We start from the raw sequence: 21,880 nt of genomic DNA on the forward strand, positions 1-21,880 counted from the left end.
TTGGCAATGATTTCCAAGTTTCCAGAGCCGGAGGCCCTATGATATTAATAGTGGCACTTCGAGCATTCCGTACCACCGTTCGACGACACTGTAAAGGGTACAGCACCATTCGACTTATCGTGCAGTTTCACGAGGTTGTCGTAGTAGCCGTTGCCTTTGGTGTTGAGCGGCGTTTCGCGGTGGCAGTTGATGCACCAACCCATAGTCAGGGGAGAATACTGGTACACAACGTCCATGTTCTGGACTGGACCGTGGCAAGTCTGACACTCAACGCCACCTACCTGCGTGTGCTGGGCGTGGTTGAAGTAAGCCAAGTCAGGTAGGTTGTGAATGCGCACCCACTGGATAGGCTGCTTACGCTCAATGGCGCGGTAGATCTTCTTGATTTCCGGCGACTCCGTTTTGATCTGCGAGTGGCAGTTCATGCAGATGTTTGCCGAAGGAATGTTAGCCGAACGGCTCTTGTACACCGAGGTGTGGCAGTAAGCACAGTTGATCTGGTGCTCACCGGCGTGCAGTTTGTGCGAGAAAGCAATCGGCTGGGTAGGCTGGTAGCCCTGGGTGAGACCCACACCCATAGCGCCTTGGATGGTTTCGTACAGCACAGCCAACACGAATACAACACCCACAATAGCACGAACAGCCGTCGACTTATAGATTTTCGAGAAATCGAAACGCTGCTCAAGTACTTCCCGGTCGCGACCATCAAGGTCTTTGCGGCCGCGGAGCACGTCCTTCATAATGTTGGCGATGATGACCAGCGTTACCACCAGTACAATCAGCACCACTACCAGCACGATGAGCAGGATGTTCATCGACTTGCTACCGGCACCAGCGTCAGCTACGTCAGCGCCAGCGGGACCCTGTTCACCGGGCTTAATACCCGTACCGTTTGCGTTGTCGTTCGGACCCGTAGCTTGACCCTCCTGCGAGGTAACCCAGGCCACGATGGAAGTGATTTCCTGATCTGACAGCTGGAAGCTAGGCATCTGCTGCTTCTGGTACTGGTTGAAGATTTTCACCGAGTACTCGTCGCCGCTGGCTACCATTTTACTGGAGTTCTTCACCCATGGAATAATCCAGGACATGGGCCGGCGTTTGGCAATACCAGCCAGAGCTGGGCCCACTATCACCTCATTCACGGCGTGACACTGGGCGCAGTTACCTTTGAAAAGAGCATCGCCAGCTGCAATTGCAGCAGCGTCGCCACCACCGGCAGCGGGGGCGACCGCCGTGGCGGGAGTTGCGGCAGCCGTAGCGCCGGGGGCCACGCCTTCCTTGCTCACGCCCGGAGCCGAGCCCACAGCCTGGGCGAAAGAATCACCAAGGGTAGCAACGGTCAGGAACAGAGCGAGAAAAAGGCGGGAAAGGGGACGAAGTCGGATGCTATTCATAGCACAATTTGACTGGAAAAAAGAAACGCGGGGGTGCTTCAAGGCCACAAATGTAGGTCGGGAAACCCAGAGAACAAACCAGGCTTGGCTAATTTTCGCCCGTGCTGGCAAGCTTAGAATCATTCTAAAATGCAGAAATCACTCACCTTATATATAGGTGTATGTGCTAGCAAACTAGCTGTCTTCCTTAGTTCAACCTCAGTTTGCGACACCCTCCTACTTGCCAACTTCTCACGCGGCAGAAGGTTTCATTGCTGAGAGTCAAAATCTTAGAACTTTGGGTTTTGTAATTTTAACTGGAGGGTAGCGTAGTTGTTGCGGCAAATCCTGTTATCTTTGCCCCTCATTTAGTTTTTCACACAATTTTCACCCCGTCGTAATGGCAGTAAGAAATTACGAGACGGTCTTCATTCTGACTCCCGTGTTGAACGAGAGCCAAGTGCAAGAGACGGTCGAGAAGTTCTCGCAGGTGCTTAAGGAAAATAGCGCCGACATCATCAACACTGAAGCTTGGGGCCTCAAGAAACTGGCGTACCCAATTCAGAAAAAAAACACCGGGTATTACTTCCTCGTGGAGTTCACCGGCGAAGGTAACGTCGTAGACATGCTGGAACTTGCGTTCCGCCGGGACGAGCGGGTTATCCGTTTCCTGACCACTGTACTGGACAAGCACGCCGTAGCCTACGGTGCGCGTCGCCGCAAGGGCGAAATGAACCAGCAGAAAGCTAAACAATCGGAAGCCGTAGCCCAGTAGTAGAAAAGATGAGCCTCGCCAACGAAAAAATCCACAAGCAGGATACGCGCAAGAAATACTGCCGCTTCCAGAAGAACGGCATTAAGTACGTAGACTACAAAGACCCGAACTTTCTGCTGAAGTTCGTAAACGAGCAGGGCCGCATCCTGCCCCGTCGCATCACTGGTACCAGCCTGAAGTTTCAGCGCAAAGTTGCTCAGGCCGTGGCCAAAGCCCGTCACCTGGCTCTAATGCCCTACGTAACTGATTCGCTGAAGTAACCCGCCAACCGTAGTACTGACATGGAAGTAATTCTGAAAGACGACGTTAAAGGCCTGGGCTACAAGAACGACGTTGTTACTGTAAAGCCCGGCTACGGCCGTAACTACCTGCTCCCGCAGGGTCTGGCCGTTCTGGCTGACAAAACCAACAAGAAAATCGTAGCGGAGAACGTACGCCAGGCTGCCCACAAGGCTGAGAAGGTGAAATCCGATGCGCAGGCTATTGCCGACAAAATCGGTGACGTAGTACTCGACATTCCTGCCAAAGTAGGTGAGAGCGGCAAAATCTTCGGCCGCGTAACTACCCTGCAGCTGGCCGACGCCCTCAAGGCGAAAGGTGTTGACGTGGAGCGCAAGCGTCTCTCGTTCGACTCAGAGCCCAGCGTAGTAGGTTCGTATACCGCCACGGTTGATCTGCACCGCGAGGTGAAGCACAAAGTTCGCTTTAACGTAGTAGCCGAGTAAGCTACGCACGAACCAGCGTTTTGAAAGCGCCCGGTTGCTTTGGCAGCCGGGCGCTTTTACTTTATTCTTTTTAGGTAAACCTGTGCCGCCTCACGGTTGGGCCAATACAGGCTGCCATTAAGCGGGTGGCACTAGCAATGAGAAACATATCGGGGTTTCTCTATCGTATAGCTAATTTCTATCCTCGCCTCTCCCCTGGTGGCTACCTTCTCTCCTTGGACAGCACTTTTGGCTGAACGCGGGATGTTGAGTAGGTTGCCTATCCGTTGGCCCGCCAAAGGCCGTATTCACACACATGTTTCGTACTGAACTACCGCTCACGCCCCATTCGCAACAGCTGCCCCTTTCGGCGCGGGTGCTGACTATAGGCTCCTGCTTTTCGGATTCTATTGGCTCGCGCCTCGTTGACTTTAAGGTTGCGACGATGGTAAATCCCTTCGGAACCGTGTTCAACCCACTTTCGGCTTGCAAACTGCTGCGAGCCGCAGCGGGCGAGGACATAGACTGGCAACAACATGTGGTGGAAGCCCGGGGCCGCTGGCAGAGCTATGACTTGCACGCCGAGGTAGGGGCTGATAATCCGGTAGCTCTGCTTCAACACATCCAAACCCTTACGCGGGAGGCTGGTGTGTTTCTGGCAACGGCCGATGCCGTTGTGCTTACCTTAGGCACGGCATACGCCTACCGCCTGCGCGAAACGGATGAAATCATCAGCAACTGCCACAAGGTCCCGGCTGAGAAGTTTGAGCGGGAAATGCTCACGGCCGATGACATTATTGCAGCCGTAGCAGAAACGCATGCCTATTTGCGGCGCATCAACCCCAAGTTGCGCTTCATCCTGACCGTAAGCCCAGTTCGGCACCTAAAGGAAACCTTGGTGCTGAACTCCGCTAGCAAGTCGATGCTACGGGTGGCGTGTCATTACCTCAGCGAGCTGCTACCGGATGTTTCCTACTTCCCAGCCTACGAGTTGCTGCTGGATGATTTGCGCGACTACCGGTTTTACGCTTCCGACATGCTTCACCCCTCGGAGGTAGCGGAAAATTACATCTGGGAGCGGTTTACCCGTACTTACTTTGATACCGCTTTCGGGCGCTTTAAAAAGGAGTGGGAAGGTATTCGGCAGGCTTTGGGCCACCGACCTTTACACGCGGCTGCTCCTGAGCACCGCCAGTTTTTGGAAGCAACGCTGGAGCGACTGCGCAAAATTAGCTCTCAGGCCGATGTGCGCATGGAAATGCTGCATGTGGAACGTGAGCTAGCAGCTCTACCCATTCCAGCGCCTGAACCAGAGGAGCCGGAGGTAGACGAGTATGATGACGATGAAGAGCGGATAGATATCGGCAGCGTAGCTCCTGATGAGGAAGCGGAAGGCAAAGAATCGGCCGCTAGTTTAGTGCGCCCCGGTGCTGGCCTACTAGTTGAGCCGGAGGAAGTCGATGAAGAAGCTGAGGACGAGGCTAATATTACCCCGGAATCAGCCTATGAGCACGCGTACACGCTAGCCCAAGCCGAAGACCAGGACGACGAGACAGAGGAATCGGCCGATACTGATTCGGTGGAGAGTTCCGACGAGCCCGTTCGCAAAAAGAAACGTCGTTCCCGAGGGGGAGCCAAGCGCACCAAGCGTAAACACGCTCGCCTGGCCGCTGAAAACACTGCTGGCGCTGCTACCTCTTCGGTTAGTGCGGAGGAAGCTACGGAGCCTACTCCTCCCGCGGCACTTGCAGAGGTCCAGGAAGTATCAGTTACTGAGCCGGACTCAGAAGTGGTGTATATCACGGAAGAGGAGCTGCGACGGGGCAACCGCCCTACTCCTACCCCTGAGCCAGAACCCGAAGTCAGCCAGCCAGCTCCAGAAGTAATTGAGCAACACGATACAGCCAACAGCACTGAATCTGCCTCCGAGCATACTATGGAAGTACGCCCCCGACGCAGCCGCAACAAACGACGGGAGCCTAGGCCAGAGCAAGCAGACCGCCCGGCTGGTCGCACTTCCCGCCGGCCACTGTACGCTGCACCGGATGAGGTAGAGGCAAACTCATCCGTACCAGATGAGGCCAATGTAACTTCCCAGCCTGCCGCTCCAGAATCTGCAGTTGTTCCTGTTGCAGAAACACCAGCAACACCGGCTCCCATAGTATCTTCCTCAGATGCTGACTCCTCAGCCGCTCCAAGTGTTTCTCCAGAGCCAGTAGCAGCCCAAGCAGAGCCTACGGTAGCGGCTAAACCCACTGGCCGCAATCGGAACTCGACAGCCCCGGCTACCCCAAATCGGCCGGCCCGATCTAAAAAGCCTCAAGCAGCCACAGTTACTGAAGACGCTCCTGTCGAGTCTGCCGCCCCTATTCCGCCAACACCTACTGACACAACACCACTTGTGGTAGCTCCGCCCGCAGCGCCAGCGGCTCCCAAAGCTCGTAGTCGGAAGCGCCCAGCGGCCCAGGAAGCTTCAGTTCCTCCGGCCGAGGCTCCTGCTGCTCCAGTTTCGGTTGAAGCTTCGCCGGTTACTCCTAAAAAACGAGCCCCGCGCCGTCCAGCTCCTGCTGCTGAAGCTTCCGCTTCTAGTGCGCCTACCCTGGAAGCTGCGCCAGAAGCCGCCCCGGAGCCTCCCAAACGTCGAGCCCGCCCCCCGCGCCGCAAGCCCGACGCGGATCCTCAGGCTCCGGAAAACACCTGATTTAAAACCCGGCCACTAGTGGCCGGGTTTTCTTTTTGCGCTGCTCACTGCCGTTGCCTTTACTTGCCAGTGGGCAAGCCTGACCTTTTCTTCGCTCCAACTTTTACTACCCATGGCTGCTCACCCGAACCGCCTCGCCCAGGAATCAAGCCCTTACCTGCTGCAGCACGCTCACAACCCCGTTGATTGGTACCCGTGGGGGCAGGAGGCTTTGGAGCGGGCCCAGCGCGAGCGGAAGCCCATTATTGTCAGTATTGGCTACGCGGCATGCCACTGGTGCCACGTGATGGAGCGCGAATCATTTGAGAATCTGCAGGTAGCGGCGGTGATGAACGCGCAGTTTGTGTGCATTAAAGTAGACCGGGAGGAGCGGCCTGATGTGGACCAGGTGTATATGGATGCCCTGCACGCCATGGGGGTACAGGGCGGCTGGCCGCTGAATGTTTTTCTTACCCCCGATGCCAAACCGTTTTACGGCGGCACTTATTTTCCGTCGGGCAATTGGCTGTCCTTGCTTACCAGTATCGGTCGGGGGTACGCTGGGGAGTACCGGGCCGAGTTGAATGCCTCCGCCGAGCAGTTTGTGCAAGTGCTTCAGGCCAGCGAGTTGGATAAGTACCGGGCTCCCGATACTACCGCCGGCGTATCAGACGAGCAGTTTAAGCTGCTGGTGTACAATCTCGCAGCTAAGTTCGACCGGGAGCAAGGCGGCCTGAACCGGGCCCCAAAGTTTCCCATGCCCAGCATCTGGCGCTTTTTACTGCAGGCCCACGCCGTTTCCGGCAGTCCTGCCATACTTGCCCAACTCAACCTGACGCTCCGCAACATGGCCTGGGGGGGACTATATGACCAGGTTGGTGGCGGCTTTGCTCGCTACTCCGTGGATGAGCAGTGGCTAGTGCCTCACTTCGAAAAGATGCTCTATGACAACGGGCAGCTACTGAGCTTGTATGCGGAGGCCTACCAGGTAACTGCCGACCCCTTGTACCGCCACGTTGTATACGACACCGTTGGCTTTCTGAGCCGTGAGCTGACAAGCCCGGAAGGTGGATTTTATTCCTCCCTGGATGCTGATAGTGAAGGCGAGGAAGGCAAGTTCTACGTCTGGACGATGGATGAGCTACGAGAGGTGTTGGGTACGGAAGCCGAACTGGCCGCTGCTTATTACCAGTGTACTGCCGAAGGCAATTGGGAGCATGGCGTAAATATTCTGCACCGCAGCACCCCGGATGCTGCCTTTGCCCAAGCGCATCAGCTTCCCCCTGAAGTATTAGCGGAACAGGCCCAAGGCTGGCGTCAGAAGCTGCTGGTGGCCCGCGCGGCCCGGGTGCGCCCAGCCCTGGACGACAAAATTCTGACGGGCTGGAATGCGCTGGCCTTGCAGGGATTACTGGATGCCTACCGCGCCTTCGCTGAGCCGCAGTTTCTGGCGCTGGCGCTCCGGAATGCCCGTTTTTTACGCACTCACCTTTGTACTGACCAGGGCTTGCACCGCAACTACAAAAACGGGCGTGCAACCATTCCGGCTTTTCTAGAGGATTATGCTCTGCTGATTCAGGCCTACCTCAGCTTGTATGAGGCAACTTTTGCGGAGGAGTGGCTGCGCGAAGCCGACCGCCTGAAAGCCTACGTGCTCGACCATTTCCTAGATTCTCAGGAAAACTTGTTCTTCTTCACGGCTGATAATGGAGAAACGCTGATTGCGCGCAAAAAAGAGTTATTTGATAATGTCATTCCGGCATCCAACTCCGTAATGGCGCGCAACCTGCATCGCCTAGGCCTGCATTTGGAAAACGGTCAATACTTGGAACTGGCTGCTACCATGCTCCAGCAGGTGCTACCCTTAGTTGTGCACGAGCCCCAGAGCATGGCCAACTGGGCCGGCCTGTACACAACCCTACTTCGGCCGGCAGCAGAAATTGCTATTGTTGGGCCGGAAGCGGAAGATTTTCGCAAGGAGCTAAGCCGCCGTTACTTACCCCACGCGGTGGTGTCCGGCGGCAGCGCTGGCAGCTCTCTGCCCCTGCTGCAAGACCGCACTGCCCGGAACGGACAGACCACCATCTATGTCTGCTTTAACCGGGCCTGTCAGCAGCCGGTGCACTCCGTGGCGGAGGCGTTGGCCCAGCTTTGATGCCCAAGCAACTGCCGGTTCCGGCCGCCACCGTGTTATCTTTACCCTCCGCTTCCAGTCCGATTTCCCTTTGAGCCTCACGTTTGACTTTGTTCAGCCCCAGCCGGAACCCGCCGCTGACCGCGTAACGCTGTTTGCCGACGTGATTCTGCCGCTGCCGCTGCCCAAGCTGTACACTTACCGCGTCCCCTTCGAGCTGAATGACCAAGTGGTAGTAGGCGGGCGCGTGATTGTGCAGTTTGGGGCCAAGCGCACGCTCAGCTGCATTGTGGCCGCCGTGCACGAAACGCCGCCCAAGGAATATCAGGCCAAGTACATACTGGAGTTTATCGACGACGCGCCGGTAGTAACGCAGCCCCAGTTGAAGCTCTTCCGCTGGATGGCCGAGTACTACCTCTGCACCCTAGGCGAGGTTATCAACGCGGCCCTACCCTCGGCCCTGAAGCTCAGTTCCGAAAGCCGCGTACAGCTCCACCCAGCCTTCGACGCGGAAACCAACCCCTACCCCCTTGGTGAGCAGGAACAGAAGGTAGTGGATGCGCTAAGCACCGGCGAGGAAGGAAAGTCTCTGACCTTTACTGAGGTAGGCGACCTGCTGGGTATTGCTTCTTTTCACAAGTACATCAAGTCCCTGATGCAAAAGGACGTGGTGTTTCTGTTTGAGCATCTGCAGGATAAGTACTCGCCTAAAGTGGTGAAGAAAGTACGCTTGGCCCACCATTTGGTAGCGGAGGCAGCGTTGGAACAGCTATTCGCGCAGCTGTCCTCCAAAGCCAAGCAACTGGACGTGCTGATGCGCTACCTGCAGCGGGTGCCGGTGTACCAGAGCGAACATGCCAACCACAAGGGCATTGAAAAGGCGGCCCTGACCTCGGCGCCCCACCTCTCGCCTTCGGCCGTGAATACGCTCATCAAAAACGGCATTCTGGAGCAGTTTGATACCATCGTGTCGCGCTTTCCGCTGGACGAGGACGACGCGGAGGCCAAGATGCACTTCACCCTGAGCCCCGCCCAGCAGGAAGCCCGCGACGACATCATGCGGCAGTTTCAGGAAAAGGACATTGTGCTGCTGCACGGCGTAACGGGTGCGGGCAAAACGGAAATCTACATTGAGCTAATCAAGCAAGCGCTGGATGGAGGCGGCCAGGTGCTGTACCTGCTGCCCGAAATTGCCCTTACGGCCCAGATTGTAACCCGCCTGATGCGCGTGTTTGGCTCGCGGCTGGGCGTGTATCACTCCAAGTTCTCCGACAATGAGCGGGTGGAAGTGTGGAATGGGGTGCTGTCGGGGCGGTTTCAAGTGGTAATTGGGGTACGTTCCTCGGTGTTTCTGCCCTTCGATAACTTGTCCTTGACCATTGTGGATGAGGAGCACGAGTCGAGTTACAAGCAGTACGACCCCTCGCCGCGCTACAATGCCCGCGAAGTAGCCCTAATGATGGCCAACTTTCAGGGCTCGAAGACGTTGCTGGGTTCGGCCACGCCCGCCGTGGAAACTTACTACCAGGCTCGCGCCGGCCGCTACGGCCTCGTTTCTCTTACTAAGCGCTTCGGCGAGGCCGGGCTACCGGAAATTGTGCTGGTCGACACCCGTAAGAGCCGGGAGCAGAAAACCATGCACAACCACTTCACGCCGGAGCTGATGGCGGAAATGGAAACCAAGCTAGCCCTCAAAGAGCAGGTAATTCTGTTTCAGAACCGCCGCGGCTACGCGCCCTTCATCAACTGCCTCGACTGCGGCTGGATACCCAAGTGCAAGAGTTGCGCCGTGAGTTTGAGCTACCACAAACATAGCCACGAGTTGCGCTGCCACTATTGCGGCTACCACGAGCGGATGGTGGCGCAGTGTCCGGCTTGCGGGTCGCGCAACGTAAAAACTGTGGGTTTTGGCACCGAGAAGCTGGAAGACGACCTGAAGGTAATGCTACCCCAGGCCAACGTGCAGCGCATGGACCTGGACACCACCCGCGCCAAGAATTCCTACCAACAAATCATTGCCGACTTCGAGAAGCAAAACACCAACGTACTCGTAGGCACCCAAATGGTAACCAAGGGCCTGGACTTTGCCAACGTGAGCCTGGTAGGCATCATCAATGCCGACTCCATCATTCATTACCCCGACTTCCGGGCCCATGAGCGGGCCTTCCAGATGTTCGTGCAGGTAAGCGGGCGGGCAGGCCGCAAAGGCAAGAAGGGTCGAGTTATTATTCAGACAGGCGACCCGCAGCAGGTCATCTTCGATAAGGTAATTCGCAACGACTACCTGGAGTTTTACGAGTACGAAATTCTGCAGCGACGCGAGCATGGTTACCCGCCGTTTATGCGCATCATTCGGCTCACGGTAAAACACATGGATGCTGTAGTAGGCGAGCGGGCCGCCCTGTTGCTCACCCAAGAGCTAGTCGAGCGGCTGGGCCGGGAAGCGGTGTTAGGGCCGGAAGCACCCTACATTTTCCGTATTCGCAACTTCTACCTGCAGGAAATCACCATTAAACTCAGTCGTGAGCACACGGTTCTGCGCGCAGCCAAAGCCGATATTCAAGCGGCCGTAGAGCTAGTGCGCGACCAGAAGGAGTTCAAGCAGGTGCGCATAGCCGCCGACGTGGACCCGATGTAGGGTCAGGTCGTGCGAATTAGAAGCCAATAAGGTAGAGCACCAGACCGGTTATCAACAGCAGTGCGGCTGGAATTCCCAGCAAGCCTACCCCAATACCGCCTAATACGAGGCCAGCTACGGCCAGTAGCTCACCACCGATAATCAGGCCTAATCCTACCCGCCGCAGAGGATTGTCGCCGGATGAAACGGCCGTCGGTTTACCCACGGGCTGGGTCATGTTTTTTCGAGCTTCCCGCCGCAAACGACGCCGGCCGTTTTCCTTAGAAGAACAACGGTATGGAATAGGGATGCAGGAAATATTGCTCTAAGCTCGAGAGTACTTTTTACGAAAAAAGCCCCGGCTGTATTAACAGTCGGAGCTTTTTATTTAGACAAGTAATGAGCTTATACTTCGTCGAGCAGGCCTAGTACAATCAGCACTACACCAACAATAGCAATAAGACCACCCAGCAAACCAAGGATACCACTGAATATGCCACCTATGAGAGCACCTACCAACAGCAGAATAATACCCAGTTTGATGTTGCGGCTAATGGCGTTAGCGTCTTCCTTTGAAGCAACTTCCGACTTCTTGCTTACCTGCACTTTAGCGGCCAGCTTATCAGCCTTCTTAGTCAGCTTAGCTACCATGGCTTTCTGAGCGAAGTTAAGCTTGGGTGCAGCAGCTGTTTTAGCCGGCGCTGCTACTTTGCGGGGAGCACTAGCTACAGCTTTGCGTTCCATTGCCGGCGCCTGGGGGGTAGCGGTGGTAGCCGGAGCCTCAACTGCTACCGTTTCCGAAGCAGCCGAGACAGTAGTTTCCGGGGCAACGGGCGTAACAGCAGGGGCTACTACCACACCCCGCTGGGTGCCGTGGTAGGCAGATGAGGTTTTGGGCAGCAAGGCATACTCGGCGCGGTTGCAGCTAGTGAGGGCTACGGCCACAGCAGCTACGGCCGTCAGCTTGTGCAGGAGTCCGGATAGGTGTTTCATGTGCGAAAAAATTAGGGTGAATAGTGTGGAAACGGGTCTTGTACGGGCCAAAGTAAAAAACGAAAACAGAAAGCTGGATTAAATCTGTGGTTCTGTTTCCCTGAATTCGGCCTCTATTCGGCTACGCAGGCATGCAAGCGAGGGTTATTTTTTGTTGATTTTGGCCTAGTCGAACGGTTCCGCTCGTCAGGATGTTAAGGTTGCGCTGTTTATTTGCACCCGTGCATATGTCTCTCCCAACAAAGTACTTGCTTTCCCTAGGCGCAGCCGGTTTCCTACTCGGGCAGTGGGCCTGCACGCAGCCGCTCACCGAAAGCACTGCCGCGCAGCTGGTGGAAGAAAAGCGCCGCGCCTTACCCGATACAAGCGGTTATGAGCGGCGGGCCCCTCAGGATCCTAATGGCATCAGTACCTACTACATGGGCCGGCAGATTGCGCACGTAATGGGCCACGAAGGTGCCAGTTGGCTGGAACGCAGTGACCGGCAGCAGGAGGAAGGTACCGATATTCTGTTACGAGAGCTAAAACTAAAGCCAACGGATGTGGTAGCTGATATTGGTGCCGGCACGGGTTACTTCACGTTTCGCATGAGTCCGCTGGTGCCTAAAGGCAAAGTGTTGGCTGTGGATATTCAGCCGGAAATGCTGGCCGCCCTGCGCGAAACCACCGAGAAACGACACATCCATAACGTGGTACCGGTGCGGGGCACGACTGATAACCCGAACCTCCCGGCCAAAGGCGTCGATCTGGTGCTCATTGTAGATGCTTACCATGAGTTTGACCACCCCCGGGAAATGATGCGTGCCATCCGTAATTCTTTAACTCCTACGGGCCGGGTAGCACTGGTTGAGTATCGAGCCGAAGACCCGAAAGTTGCCATCAAACGCATTCACAAGATGAGCGTAGCCCAGGTCCGGCGCGAAATGGCGGCCATAGGGCTGCGGCTTACAGATTCCGTTGAAACCCTACCCCAGCAGCACTTGCTGTTTTTCCAGAAATAGCAGGCGCATTGGCACAACATTTATTCGAACGAGTGGCGGGGTAGCAGAAAAGGCCGTTTTTAACACTACAATGTCTATTGTATAGAGTCAAAGACTCTATACAATAGACATTGTGCGTTTCGTCCCGTGCTGTATAGTAGGTCATACTGCTACGCCCTGGAGTATCTTTGCGGGCTATGAGTGCTCCTACGCCCGACCCCCGTCAGCTTTCCATCCACGACTTTACCTACCAGCTGCCCCCAGCACAAATTGCGTCTGAGCCCTTGCCCGACCGTGACCAGTCGCGGCTCTTGGTGTACCAAGGTGGCGCGCTGACGGACCGGCACTTCGTAGAAGTGCCGGCGCTTCTACCGCCCCACAGCCTCTTGGTTTTCAATGATACCAAGGTAGTGCAGGCCCGGCTGTTTGCCCGGCGGCCGACGGGCGGAATAGTGGAGTTGTTCTGCCTGGAGCCGGTAGCCCCTCACCGGGCTATCGAGCCGGCCATGCAGCAAACGGGTAGTTGCGTGTGGAAATGCTTGGTAGGCAACGGTAAGCGGTGGAAAACCGGCCTGGTAACGATAGAATTCGAGGTAGCAGGTCAACCCTCCTTGCTTGCGGCGGAGCGGATAGAGCAAGGCGAAGGCTATGCCCTGATCCAGTTTAGCTGGGAACCGGCTCAATTGCCCTTTGCGGAAGTACTGCGCGGAGCCGGCCACTTACCTCTCCCCCCCTATCTCAACCGAACCGATACGGCGGCCGATGCGGTCCGCTACCAAACCGTATACGCTGCTCATGAAGGAGCCGTAGCCGCCCCCACAGCCGGACTGCACTTTTCCGCTGCGGTACTGGCCGAGCTGACAACCCGCGCGGTTGCTACCACGCACGTGACCCTGCACGTAGGCGCGGGCACCTTTCAACCAGTCAAGGCCGAGTCGATGGCCGGCCACCCCATGCACGGGGAACCCATCAGCGTGACAGCTGCTACCCTGCGCCACCTGTTGGAACACATGCCCCACCCTATTATTCCGGTGGGTACTACCAGCTTACGCACGCTGGAGAGCCTGTATTGGCTCGGGGCTCGATTAGTGGAGCAGCCCACCGCCGAGCCTACCTGGCACGTAAGCCAGTGGCAACCTTACGAGGGCCGGCCAGCTGTAGCCACTACTGATGCACTAACTGCCTTACTAGCGCACTTGGAGGCCACTGGTTCCGACACGCTGCACGCCACCACACAACTGCTGATTGCTCCTGGCTATCAGTTCAGGATAGTGCGCGGCCTCATCACCAACTTCCACCAGCCCGAAAGCACACTACTTCTACTCGTGGCGGCCCTCATTGGCCCGGATTGGCGGCGCGTGTATGACTACGCGTTAACCCACAACTACCGCTTCCTAAGCTACGGCGACTCTTCCTTGTTGCTTCCCTAAGGCGCTTGTAATAGCGGAAGCGAAAGGCACTTTTCCCGCGCGACTACCTCAGAATACTTGCACCTATTGCGGCCTGGCTTATCTTGCCGCCGCTATAAAGCGCTTGGCTACGCTCCTGAGCGCTTTTTGCAGGCGCTTTACTGATGCAATTTTTCTATATAAGTAAAGCAAAGCGGGGTGTTTTATGCTTCACTATATTGAAATACGCAATATAGTGAAGCATAAAACACCCCGCTTTGCTTTACGATTTTTTCTTTTTCGTATATTATAAAGCTCAAATAAAAAGCAGCGCAAAAACCTGCACTGCATGCAATAAAAGGCCATTCAGGCTAACCCGGTAAGGTCTCTCACATCTTCATAATTCTACTTGGAAGTGACGAATCTGTGGTGACCTCACGCAAAGGGCTCACGCTCTTCATTGCTATATAGCATGCAAAATGCTTTGGGCAAGAGGATATTCCGCGGCACTTCCATCAGCTAGATGAATCCCGGACGACTGCAGGATTCCACAACCAATTTTTACCACGCCGTATAAGGACACAGAATCTATTTTCCAATCAGACTCTCCTCATGAAAAAGATACTAATGCTGGCTGCCGCTGTGGTTTTCTCGACGGCTGCCTTCGCTCAAGGCGACAAAACTACTGTCCGCGACGACGCTTCCGGTGCTAAAACAACCATTGAAGAGCGTGACAATGGCACGGTGAAAGTAGAAGCCCGCTCGGGCCGCACGAAAGCTGGCCAAAAGGCATACAACACCAAAGAAGACGTAAAGTACGCTGGCAAGAAAACGGGTAGCGTAGTAAAGAAAGGTGCCAACAAAACCGGCCGTGCCGTTAAAAAGGGTGCTAAAGCTGTTAAAAACAAAGCCGAAGACGTAGTAGATTAATCTGCTCTTTGTGCTAGATATACAAAAGGCCCCGCCGGTACTATCGGCGGGGCCTTTTGTATATCTAGCACAGTACTGGTATTTACTGCCCTACTATGAATACAGCGTTGCCGAACAGCAGCTTTCCGCCCTGCCAGAAGGCTCGGAACAAAGGGTTGTCGGCTAGGTACACTACTTGGCCCCGGCCCAAGTCCTGAGTTCCCAGCACGAACGTGTCGGTGAGGGCGCGCTGGGCTTTGCGGCCAGTGAAGCCGGCGGCGTAGCTGTTTTTCTTTAACACGCCCACATTCCACCCCCCTTGGGGCAGGAAGCGGTAATTAGGCGTATCACGCAGCAGTGCATAGTAGGTACTGCCGTAGCCAAACGCCAGAGGATGGGTATTGTCCAGCTGTACGCGGTAGACGCTGCCTTGCACCCGCTCTCCAATCTGTTCCCGTTCAGCATCGGCGTAGCGGCGCAAGCAGGCGTACGGATTGCTTTTCTTGGTCCCAGCGGAATCAGCCGGCTTCGATTTCAGCAGAAAATCCTTCTTACCCGCCAAAAAGCGCGACGCTCCTTCCAAGGCAATCAGCCGGCCCCCAGCCCGAACCCATGTCTTCACATTTTCCAGCCCGCGCTCCGTCAGGATGTTGTCGTAGCCCCCGTCAGGTAGGATCAGCACGTCAAAATTGCTTAACGGCACGCTGTTGAAGTAGTCGGTACCTAGCACCGACACGGGGTAGCCGATTTGCTGCTCGAAGAAGTGCCATACTTCTCCGAAAGCCGTAGCATCAACACCGGGGCCTGCCAGAATAGCCACGTTGGGCTGCTTCAGGGGGCGTACGGAGCGAGAGCCTAGGTCGCCGCCGGTGGTAGAAAGGCCCGATTGCACGGCCTGCACCAGCACCCCCGCCGAATCGGCTTGGGCGCGCACCAGCTGATCAAAGCGCCCCCCAAGTCGCTCATTACCGGTCCGCGGAATGATGAGCGTACCCCGCTGATACTTCTGGCCCTCGGTTTCAAATGGCTCATCGGCCACGCGCACTTTCACGCCTTGCTGCTGCAAACGGCCCAGGAACCGGATATCCTGCAGGTTATTCCAACGCGCCAGGTAGGCGTAAGGCTGATTAACTGTTGGTTGCGAGTTGGCCGATGTCGGTTGCCGAGTGGCGGCTGGCGAGCCATTTGCCTCCACCTTGCTTTTCAGGGCGTAGCCATTCAGGCCGAACGCATACGGTAAGGACCACGCCGTGAGGTCATAGGTCAAGGAGTCTTCCAGCGCGGCCTGGGGCTCGAACAGCACTTTTACCAAGGTCGATTTCGGCTGATACATGCTCACCACAATGTCGCGGGGCTCAATTTGTACGCCTTCGGTTTTGCCGGTAGCGTAGTTGTAGCCTTGCTGCTTGCTGCGCTTGGTAGCGTATCCGTAGCTGATATGTTGACGGTCGAGGTATTGGGTGAGGGCGCGCACCTGACCGGGGTCAGAGGAGCCAGCTAGTACGTAGGATTTGTACTCGCCGCGGGGCTTGGTGCGGGCATCGGTGTAGAACTTCTGGAACTCCCGAATCAACTCGTCGTGGCGGTCGGCGGCAGCCTGAATGGTAGCCAAACTAGTGGCGTGGTGGTGCTCAATGCGCTGGGTTAGCGTCAGCGTATCGCCATCGGTTTTGGTGTAGCTGATGCCGGCCGGGCCACCACCGCCCTGCTCGTACGTCATGCCAATGGCTCCATTAAAGGAAGGCCACGTGTCGCCGTAGAAAGGGGCAAACAGGTCGTAGGTTTCGCGGGTGAAGTAGAGCCAGTTGTTTTTATCGAACACCTTACGGTTGTAGTCGCCGATGATGTTCTGAAACTTGCGCTGCCACTCCGTGAGGTCGGCGTGGAAAGGTTTGGCCGCGGGCGAGAAGTAGTAGGGGTTATTGGGGCCCATCTCGTGAAAATCGGCGTGTACCTGGGGCAGCCACTGGTTGTATACGGCAATGCGCTGGCGGCTTTCCTGCTGGGTTTGCCAGGCCCAGTCGCGGTTCAGGTCAAAGTAATAGTGGTTGTAGCGCCCGCCGGGCCAGGGTTCGTGGTGCTCCCAGCTCAGGGGCGAGGCGTTGGGCTGCTGGTTGGCCACGCGGTTGTACCACTGCGCGTACCGGTCGCGCCCGTCGGGGTTGACGCAGGGGTCCACAATTACCACCAGGTTCTGGAGCCACTGCTGCATCTGCTGGTTTTGGGGATTGGCTAGGTCGTAGAGCACTTGCATCACGGCTTCCGACGACACAGCTTCGTTGCCGTGCACGTTGTAGCTAAGCCACACCACAGCCGGCTGCTTGGTAGCAACAGCACCACTTTCCAGGCCGGCCAGGCGCAGGTTGTTGCGCCGGATATCATCGAGGCTGCTGAGATTGGCAGGGGTAGCCACATATACCAGTTCCAGGGGCCGATTCTCGTAGGTGCGGCCGTAGCGCTGCAGCTTCATCTGACTGGGGCTATGCTGCACTACGTGGTCGACGTAGCGGAGCAGCTCCGCGTGGGGCGTGAACCGGGTACCTAGTTCATAGCCCAGGAATTGGCGGGGAGTAAGCAACGGGCCGGCGGAGGTAGCGGCCGACTGGGCAAACGCCGGCGACGCCGCCAGCAACAGACCGCAGAGCCAAAGCCAGGCAGCGCGTAATCGGGAGTAAAGCACGGAAGTAGGGGTAGCGCCGGCCATGGCCAGCGGATTAAGGAAAGGTTTGCTAGTCAAAGAAAGCAGAATGTGCGGTGTAATGCCGGAAAAGATGCTACACAGGCACTTTGGCTGCCCGTTTTCTTCGGGGCGTGTAGGGCTACCGTGCCAGCTACTGCTTACCTTAACCTCACCTCATCCCTTTACTTCTACCCCATCCTCCACCGTATGCTCTACCCCTACCTCCGCCCCGCTGCCCTGGCCGCCCTACTCGCCAGCGGTGCCTGCATTACTCAGGCGCAAACCCCTGTTACCTACCCCCTTCCCTCCGAGACCGAAAAGCAGCAGTTGGCCATTACCATAGCCGATACGCTCTACATTCAGCAGCACTACAACAAGCTGGAGTACCAAATTCCGATGCGCGACGGAGTAAAGCTCTATACCATTGTATATGCTCCTAAGGACGCCGATAAGGTTAAGTACCCCATTATGCTGAACCGCACGCCCTACGCGGTAGGCCCTTACGGTCCGGGGAAGTACAAAAAGAGCCTAGGCCCAAGCAGCACCATGATGCACGAAGGCTACATCTTCGCCTACCAGGACGTGCGGGGCCGGTACATGTCGGAGGGGCAGTTTGTGGATGTGCGGCCCGAGAAGGACACCTACAAGGGCAAAAATGACATTGACGAGGGCACCGACACGTTTGACACCATTGCGTGGCTGCTCAAAAAAGGCCCGAAAAATAATGGTCGGGTGGGCCAGTGGGGGATCAGCTACCCCGGCTACTACACTGCTACTGGCCTGCTCAGCCGCCACCCGGCCCTGAAAGCTTCCTCGCCCCAGGCTCCCATTGCCGACTGGTTCTGGGACGACTTCCACCACAATGGGGCCTTCTTCCTGCCGCACGCGTTCAACTTCCTGGCCTCCTTTGGCCTACCTCGCCCCCAGCCTACCCCTACCGGCAACCCGGCCTTTCAGCACGGCACCCCCGACGGCTACGACTTTTTTATGCGCATGGGGCCGCTGAAAAATGCCGATGCTCAGTATTACAAGGGCAAGGTGGCGTTCTGGAACGAAATGACCCAGCACCCCAACTACGACGAGTTTTGGCAGGCACGCAACTTGCGGCCCCACCTCAAAAACCTGAATAAAGGCACAGCCGTGCTTACTGTTGGTGGCTTCAACGATGCCGAGGACTTGTTTGGGGCTCTGAAAATCTACGAAACCATTGAAAAGCAAAACCCCGGCATGCGCAACGGCCTGGTGATGGGCCCGTGGGTACACGGGGGCTGGGCCCGTGGCACCGGCGAGGTGGTAGGCAACGTGGCCTACGGCGAATCGCCTTCTTTGTACTACCAAAAGGAAATTGAGGCGCCGTTTTTCAAGTCTTACCTGAAGGATGGCAAGCCGGCCGCTACGCCCGAAGCCACCGTATTTGAGGGCGGCACCAACCAATGGCGCACCTTTGCGGCGTGGCCGCCTACCGAAACCAAGGAGCGCACCCTGTACTTTCAGCCCAACGGCAAAATCGGCTTCGAACAGCCTAGCACTGGCTCTGAGTTCGACCAGTACCTCAGCGACCCGGCCCACCCGGTACCCTTTACGGAGGCTACGGCCACGGGCATGACCCGCGAGTACATGACCGACGACCAGCGCTTCGCTAGCCGCCGCCCCGACGTGCTAACCTACCAAACGGAAGTGCTTACGGAGGATATGACCCTGGCCGGCCCGATTGAGGCCCTGCTACAGGTAGCCACTACCGGCACCGATGCCGACTGGGTCGTTAAGGTCATTGATGTGTACCCCGACAATACGCCCAACAATAGCCGCCTGAACCCCGCCGTGAAACTGGGGGGCTACCAGCAAATGGTGCGTTCTGAAGTGATGCGCGGGCGGTTTCGTAACAGTTTCAGCAAGCCCGAGGCCTTTGTTCCAGGCCAGGTAACGGCCGTGCCTTTCACCGTTCAGGACCTGTGTCACACCTTCCGGAAGGGTCACCGCCTAATGGTACAGGTGCAAAGCAGCTGGTTCCCGCTCGTTGACCGCAACCCCCAAACCTTCGTGCCCAATATTTTCGAGGCCGACGAAAAGGACTTCCAGGCCGCTACCCACCGCCTCTACCACTCACCCCAGCACGCCTCACAGCTTAAAGTGCGGGTGCTAGCGGTGAGATAGTGAACTAGTGAGATGGTGAGTTTACGGTTCTGTCCGCGCAGGTAGCACAAACAGAACCGTAAACTCACCATCTCACTAGTTCACTATCTCACCGCTAGAGGCGGCCTACGTTGCCGTAGTCCATTTCGCGCGGTTTTTCTTTTATCTGATACAAGACGCTTTCTGCTACTCCTCGTCCAAACAGACAAAGCCCTGCGTTGAATACCGTCAGGGCCGCCGTGCCCGCTGCCACCCACTCGCCCGTTGACTCTCCCCGGCGCTTTTTCTCCGTGGCCCACTGTACAAGGCAGGTACCAAAGCCAACTACTATCAGCCCGGCGGGGGCAAATGCTAACCATTTTTCTTTGTGCGTCATTGGAGGGAGGGAGCTGGTAGGTGATAAGGGAAGGTACGACTGCAACGGCAGATAAGAAACGTTGGCTACCTCAAAGTACACAATCGTACCTTTGTGGCGTGGGGTTACATGTAGCCTCATCAATCTTTGCCTAACTCCGCGCAGCTAGGCTCCTGCCCGCTACCTACTACCTATGCTTGTTCCTCCCTATCAGCGGCTACTGCAGCTGGCCTTCTCTTCCGAAGCCGACGCCGCTCACTACCTCCACCCCACCACACTAGCCGCCTACCGCACCTTCGAGCAGGCAGCTCCCGCCGAGCTAGTTTACCGCTTTGAGCGGGTGCGCCTAGGGGTAGCACTAGCCCTGATGAAGCTGCTCTCCGACCTCGGCGACCTGGAGGAAAGCCGCCGTGTGCTAGATGTGCTGCACCGGGCGCTGCGGGCACCTTCCGTTGCCGCCATTGACGCCACCATTACCAAGGAAGCCAATGTTTTCGAGCGCCTGTACACCAATCTGTACGTTAACGAAGAAGGCGAGCAGCTCCTAAATCTCTTCGAGCGTGCCCTCGACGCCGACTCCCAGCCCCTTATGGACGATGTGATTCGCGAGGCTCTGAAGCTAGCTCCTAACCTGGACTTCACTCACTTAACAGAGGAAGACGAAGATGAGGGGTAAACACCACTAGTACATAAGAAGGCCCGCTTCAAGATCTTGAAGCGGGCCTTCTTATGTACAACTATGATTGCTAAAGCTAGTATCCCTCGTTTTGCACCAAGTTAGGGTTAGCATTAATTTCCCGTAATGGAATAGGGAAAATTAAGCGAGGCGAGTTGTAAGGTAGCGTAACGGGAGGATTGCTCAAGTCTACCGTTGATTCCTTATTCCGCTTCAAGTCTCCTAAGCGGAAACCTTCTAGTGCCAACTCTAGCCGACGCTCTTTCAAAATATCATTGATGGTCAGCATGGTCAGCGGAGTTAAGCCGGCGCGTTGACGAATGCGGTTGATATCAGCCAAAGGCGTAGCGCCAACGGAGGTACCGGCTCGAAAATTACCTTCTGCTCGGTTCAAATACATTTCTGCCAGTCTGAACAGTTTGATATTGCCATATAGCACATCATACTTGCCTGAGTAGGCAGGTCCACCTGTCGGATCAATGGAAATCAAGTCCAGGCGCTCATCGCCAGGCTCAAACTGATTAATCAGTTGATCATTGATATTTACATCAGCCCGTCGGTTAACCGAGTAGTACGTATTCAATTCATTTAGTCCGCTTTGCGAGCTAATCTGAATAGCGAAGATGTCCTCCGACGTGTTACCTAATAAATCATTTGAAGAGGTAAATTCATCGGCATAACTGGGAACCAGTGAGTAGCGTCCGGAACTAATTACCCGATTAGCGGCAGCAGCAGATTCTGCAAATTTGCTTTGCTGCAAATACACCCGAGAAAGCAGGGCGGCTACGGCGTACCGGTTAGCAAAAAATCCATTATTGTTTGCAGGATTAGCCGTTATCAAGCGAGCTTCCGCTGTTGTGAGGTCCGTCACAACCTGGGTATACACTTCCGCAACTGTATTGCGACGTACTTGGCTCTCTCCTGAAATTATAGTGGTAGGCACAAGCACAAGTGGCACCCCAGGGTTAGTTTGAGGATTGCCATCGTTCCAGTCGCGGGCGTACAGACGAACCAGATCGAAGTACAGCAAGGAGCGAATAAACTTGGCTTCTCCTTCTACCCGGGCCTGCTTTGCGGGCGTGTCAAGCTTGTCCAGGTTGGCTAGGACATTATTCGTGCGATTGATGACATCATAGGCGTTAGTCCAAATAGATGTAACAAAGCCATTATCCTTCAGGATTTGTTTGCGGGCAGCCTGGTTAGGAGGAATAAACGTGCCTACAAACGAAATTTCGCCATTATCAGCCAGCAGATCGGACAGCAACTGGATATTACCGCCATAAGCATCCGCATTCTGAAGGCCCGTATAGCAGCCAACCAGAGCGGCTTCTACATCAGCAGAAGTTCTTAGAGCGTTTGTGGCATCGATGCTGTCTGTAGGTTCAACGTCGAGCTTACTATTGCAAGAGGTGAATGATCCCGTAAGCAGACAGGCAGTGAACAGCCCGTACAGTATTTTTTTCATGATGAATGCTCGCTAGGA

General features: G+C 56.0%; 17 protein-coding genes. 11 read left to right on the forward strand and 6 right to left on the reverse strand.

Features of this window, described 5'->3' with window-relative positions:
- Positions 1-44: 44 nt before the first annotated feature.
- Positions 45-1,394, reverse strand: a complete 1,350-nt coding sequence (locus MWH26_RS12980; protein ID WP_247974622.1) for a c-type cytochrome — start codon at positions 1,392-1,394, stop codon at positions 45-47.
- Between the two features lie 379 nt (positions 1,395-1,773).
- Here MWH26_RS12980 and rpsF point away from each other — a divergent pair, with 379 nt between their 5' ends.
- The 6 genes from rpsF (at position 1,774) to priA (ending at position 10,304) form a co-directional block, all read left to right on the forward strand.
- Positions 1,774-2,148: a 30S ribosomal protein S6 gene (gene rpsF, locus MWH26_RS12985; RefSeq protein WP_247974623.1), complete on the forward strand. Its 375-nt coding sequence runs from the start codon at positions 1,774-1,776 to the stop codon at positions 2,146-2,148.
- Positions 2,149-2,156: 8 nt separating this feature from the next.
- On the forward strand, positions 2,157-2,408 hold the full coding sequence (gene rpsR / locus MWH26_RS12990; RefSeq protein WP_044002832.1) for a 30S ribosomal protein S18: 252 nt from the start codon (positions 2,157-2,159) through the stop codon (positions 2,406-2,408).
- A gap of 21 nt (positions 2,409-2,429) precedes the next feature.
- Positions 2,430-2,873 (forward strand): 50S ribosomal protein L9, encoded by a 444-nt coding sequence (gene rplI / locus MWH26_RS12995; RefSeq protein ID WP_188559153.1) that lies wholly within the window; start codon positions 2,430-2,432, stop codon positions 2,871-2,873.
- 295 nt (positions 2,874-3,168) lie between these two features.
- Positions 3,169-5,553 (forward strand): GSCFA domain-containing protein, encoded by a 2,385-nt coding sequence (locus MWH26_RS13000; protein WP_247974624.1) that lies wholly within the window; start codon positions 3,169-3,171, stop codon positions 5,551-5,553.
- Between the two features lie 112 nt (positions 5,554-5,665).
- Entirely contained in the window at positions 5,666-7,687 is a 2,022-nt protein-coding gene (locus tag MWH26_RS13005) for a thioredoxin domain-containing protein (RefSeq protein WP_247974625.1), read from the forward strand.
- Positions 7,688-7,757: 70 nt separating this feature from the next.
- The gene (priA, locus tag MWH26_RS13010; protein ID WP_244697039.1) at positions 7,758-10,304 is read left to right on the forward strand and encodes a replication restart helicase PriA; all 2,547 of its coding nucleotides are present in this window, start codon (positions 7,758-7,760) and stop codon (positions 10,302-10,304) included.
- Positions 10,305-10,320: 16 nt separating this feature from the next.
- On the opposite strand, the gene MWH26_RS13015 is transcribed toward priA, so the two are convergent.
- Both MWH26_RS13015 and MWH26_RS13020 read right to left on the reverse strand, forming a co-directional pair.
- Positions 10,321-10,521 (reverse strand): hypothetical protein, encoded by a 201-nt coding sequence (locus tag MWH26_RS13015; RefSeq protein WP_247974626.1) that lies wholly within the window; start codon positions 10,519-10,521, stop codon positions 10,321-10,323.
- Between the two features lie 167 nt (positions 10,522-10,688).
- Positions 10,689-11,276 carry a hypothetical protein gene (locus tag MWH26_RS13020; protein WP_247974627.1) on the reverse strand — a complete coding sequence of 196 codons (588 nt, stop codon included), beginning with the start codon at positions 11,274-11,276 and terminating at the stop codon, positions 10,689-10,691.
- 227 nt (positions 11,277-11,503) lie between these two features.
- Between MWH26_RS13020 and MWH26_RS13025 the strand changes: the two genes are divergently transcribed.
- From MWH26_RS13025 to MWH26_RS13035, 3 genes are all read left to right on the forward strand, one after another.
- Positions 11,504-12,277: a class I SAM-dependent methyltransferase gene (locus MWH26_RS13025; protein ID WP_244697042.1), complete on the forward strand. Its 774-nt coding sequence runs from the start codon at positions 11,504-11,506 to the stop codon at positions 12,275-12,277.
- 176 nt (positions 12,278-12,453) lie between these two features.
- A complete protein-coding gene (locus MWH26_RS13030; RefSeq protein WP_247974628.1) occupies positions 12,454-13,686 on the forward strand; it encodes an S-adenosylmethionine:tRNA ribosyltransferase-isomerase in 1,233 nt (410 codons plus the stop codon).
- Positions 13,687-14,256: 570 nt separating this feature from the next.
- Positions 14,257-14,574 (forward strand): hypothetical protein, encoded by a 318-nt coding sequence (locus MWH26_RS13035; protein ID WP_188559146.1) that lies wholly within the window; start codon positions 14,257-14,259, stop codon positions 14,572-14,574.
- An 82-nt stretch (positions 14,575-14,656) separates the two neighbouring features.
- Here the strand turns inward: MWH26_RS13035 and MWH26_RS13040 are convergent, their stop codons facing one another.
- On the reverse strand, positions 14,657-17,257 hold the full coding sequence (locus MWH26_RS13040; protein WP_247977097.1) for a M14 family metallopeptidase: 2,601 nt from the start codon (positions 17,255-17,257) through the stop codon (positions 14,657-14,659).
- A 183-nt stretch (positions 17,258-17,440) separates the two neighbouring features.
- Here MWH26_RS13040 and MWH26_RS13045 point away from each other — a divergent pair, with 183 nt between their 5' ends.
- Positions 17,441-19,387 carry a CocE/NonD family hydrolase gene (locus MWH26_RS13045; RefSeq protein ID WP_247974629.1) on the forward strand — a complete coding sequence of 649 codons (1,947 nt, stop codon included), beginning with the start codon at positions 17,441-17,443 and terminating at the stop codon, positions 19,385-19,387.
- A gap of 94 nt (positions 19,388-19,481) precedes the next feature.
- Here the strand turns inward: MWH26_RS13045 and MWH26_RS13050 are convergent, their stop codons facing one another.
- Positions 19,482-19,742: a hypothetical protein gene (locus MWH26_RS13050; protein WP_244697046.1), complete on the reverse strand. Its 261-nt coding sequence runs from the start codon at positions 19,740-19,742 to the stop codon at positions 19,482-19,484.
- A 172-nt stretch (positions 19,743-19,914) separates the two neighbouring features.
- Between MWH26_RS13050 and MWH26_RS13055 the strand changes: the two genes are divergently transcribed.
- Complete coding sequence (locus tag MWH26_RS13055; protein WP_247974630.1) at positions 19,915-20,397, forward strand: hypothetical protein; 483 nt, start codon at positions 19,915-19,917, stop codon at positions 20,395-20,397.
- 76 nt (positions 20,398-20,473) lie between these two features.
- Here MWH26_RS13055 and MWH26_RS13060 read toward each other — a convergent pair whose 3' ends face one another.
- Positions 20,474-21,862 (reverse strand): RagB/SusD family nutrient uptake outer membrane protein, encoded by a 1,389-nt coding sequence (locus tag MWH26_RS13060; protein ID WP_247974631.1) that lies wholly within the window; start codon positions 21,860-21,862, stop codon positions 20,474-20,476.
- Between the last annotated feature and the right edge of the window lie 18 nt (positions 21,863-21,880).

The organism is Hymenobacter sublimis, assembly GCF_023101345.1.
GTDB classification, from domain to species: domain Bacteria; phylum Bacteroidota; class Bacteroidia; order Cytophagales; family Hymenobacteraceae; genus Hymenobacter; species Hymenobacter sublimis.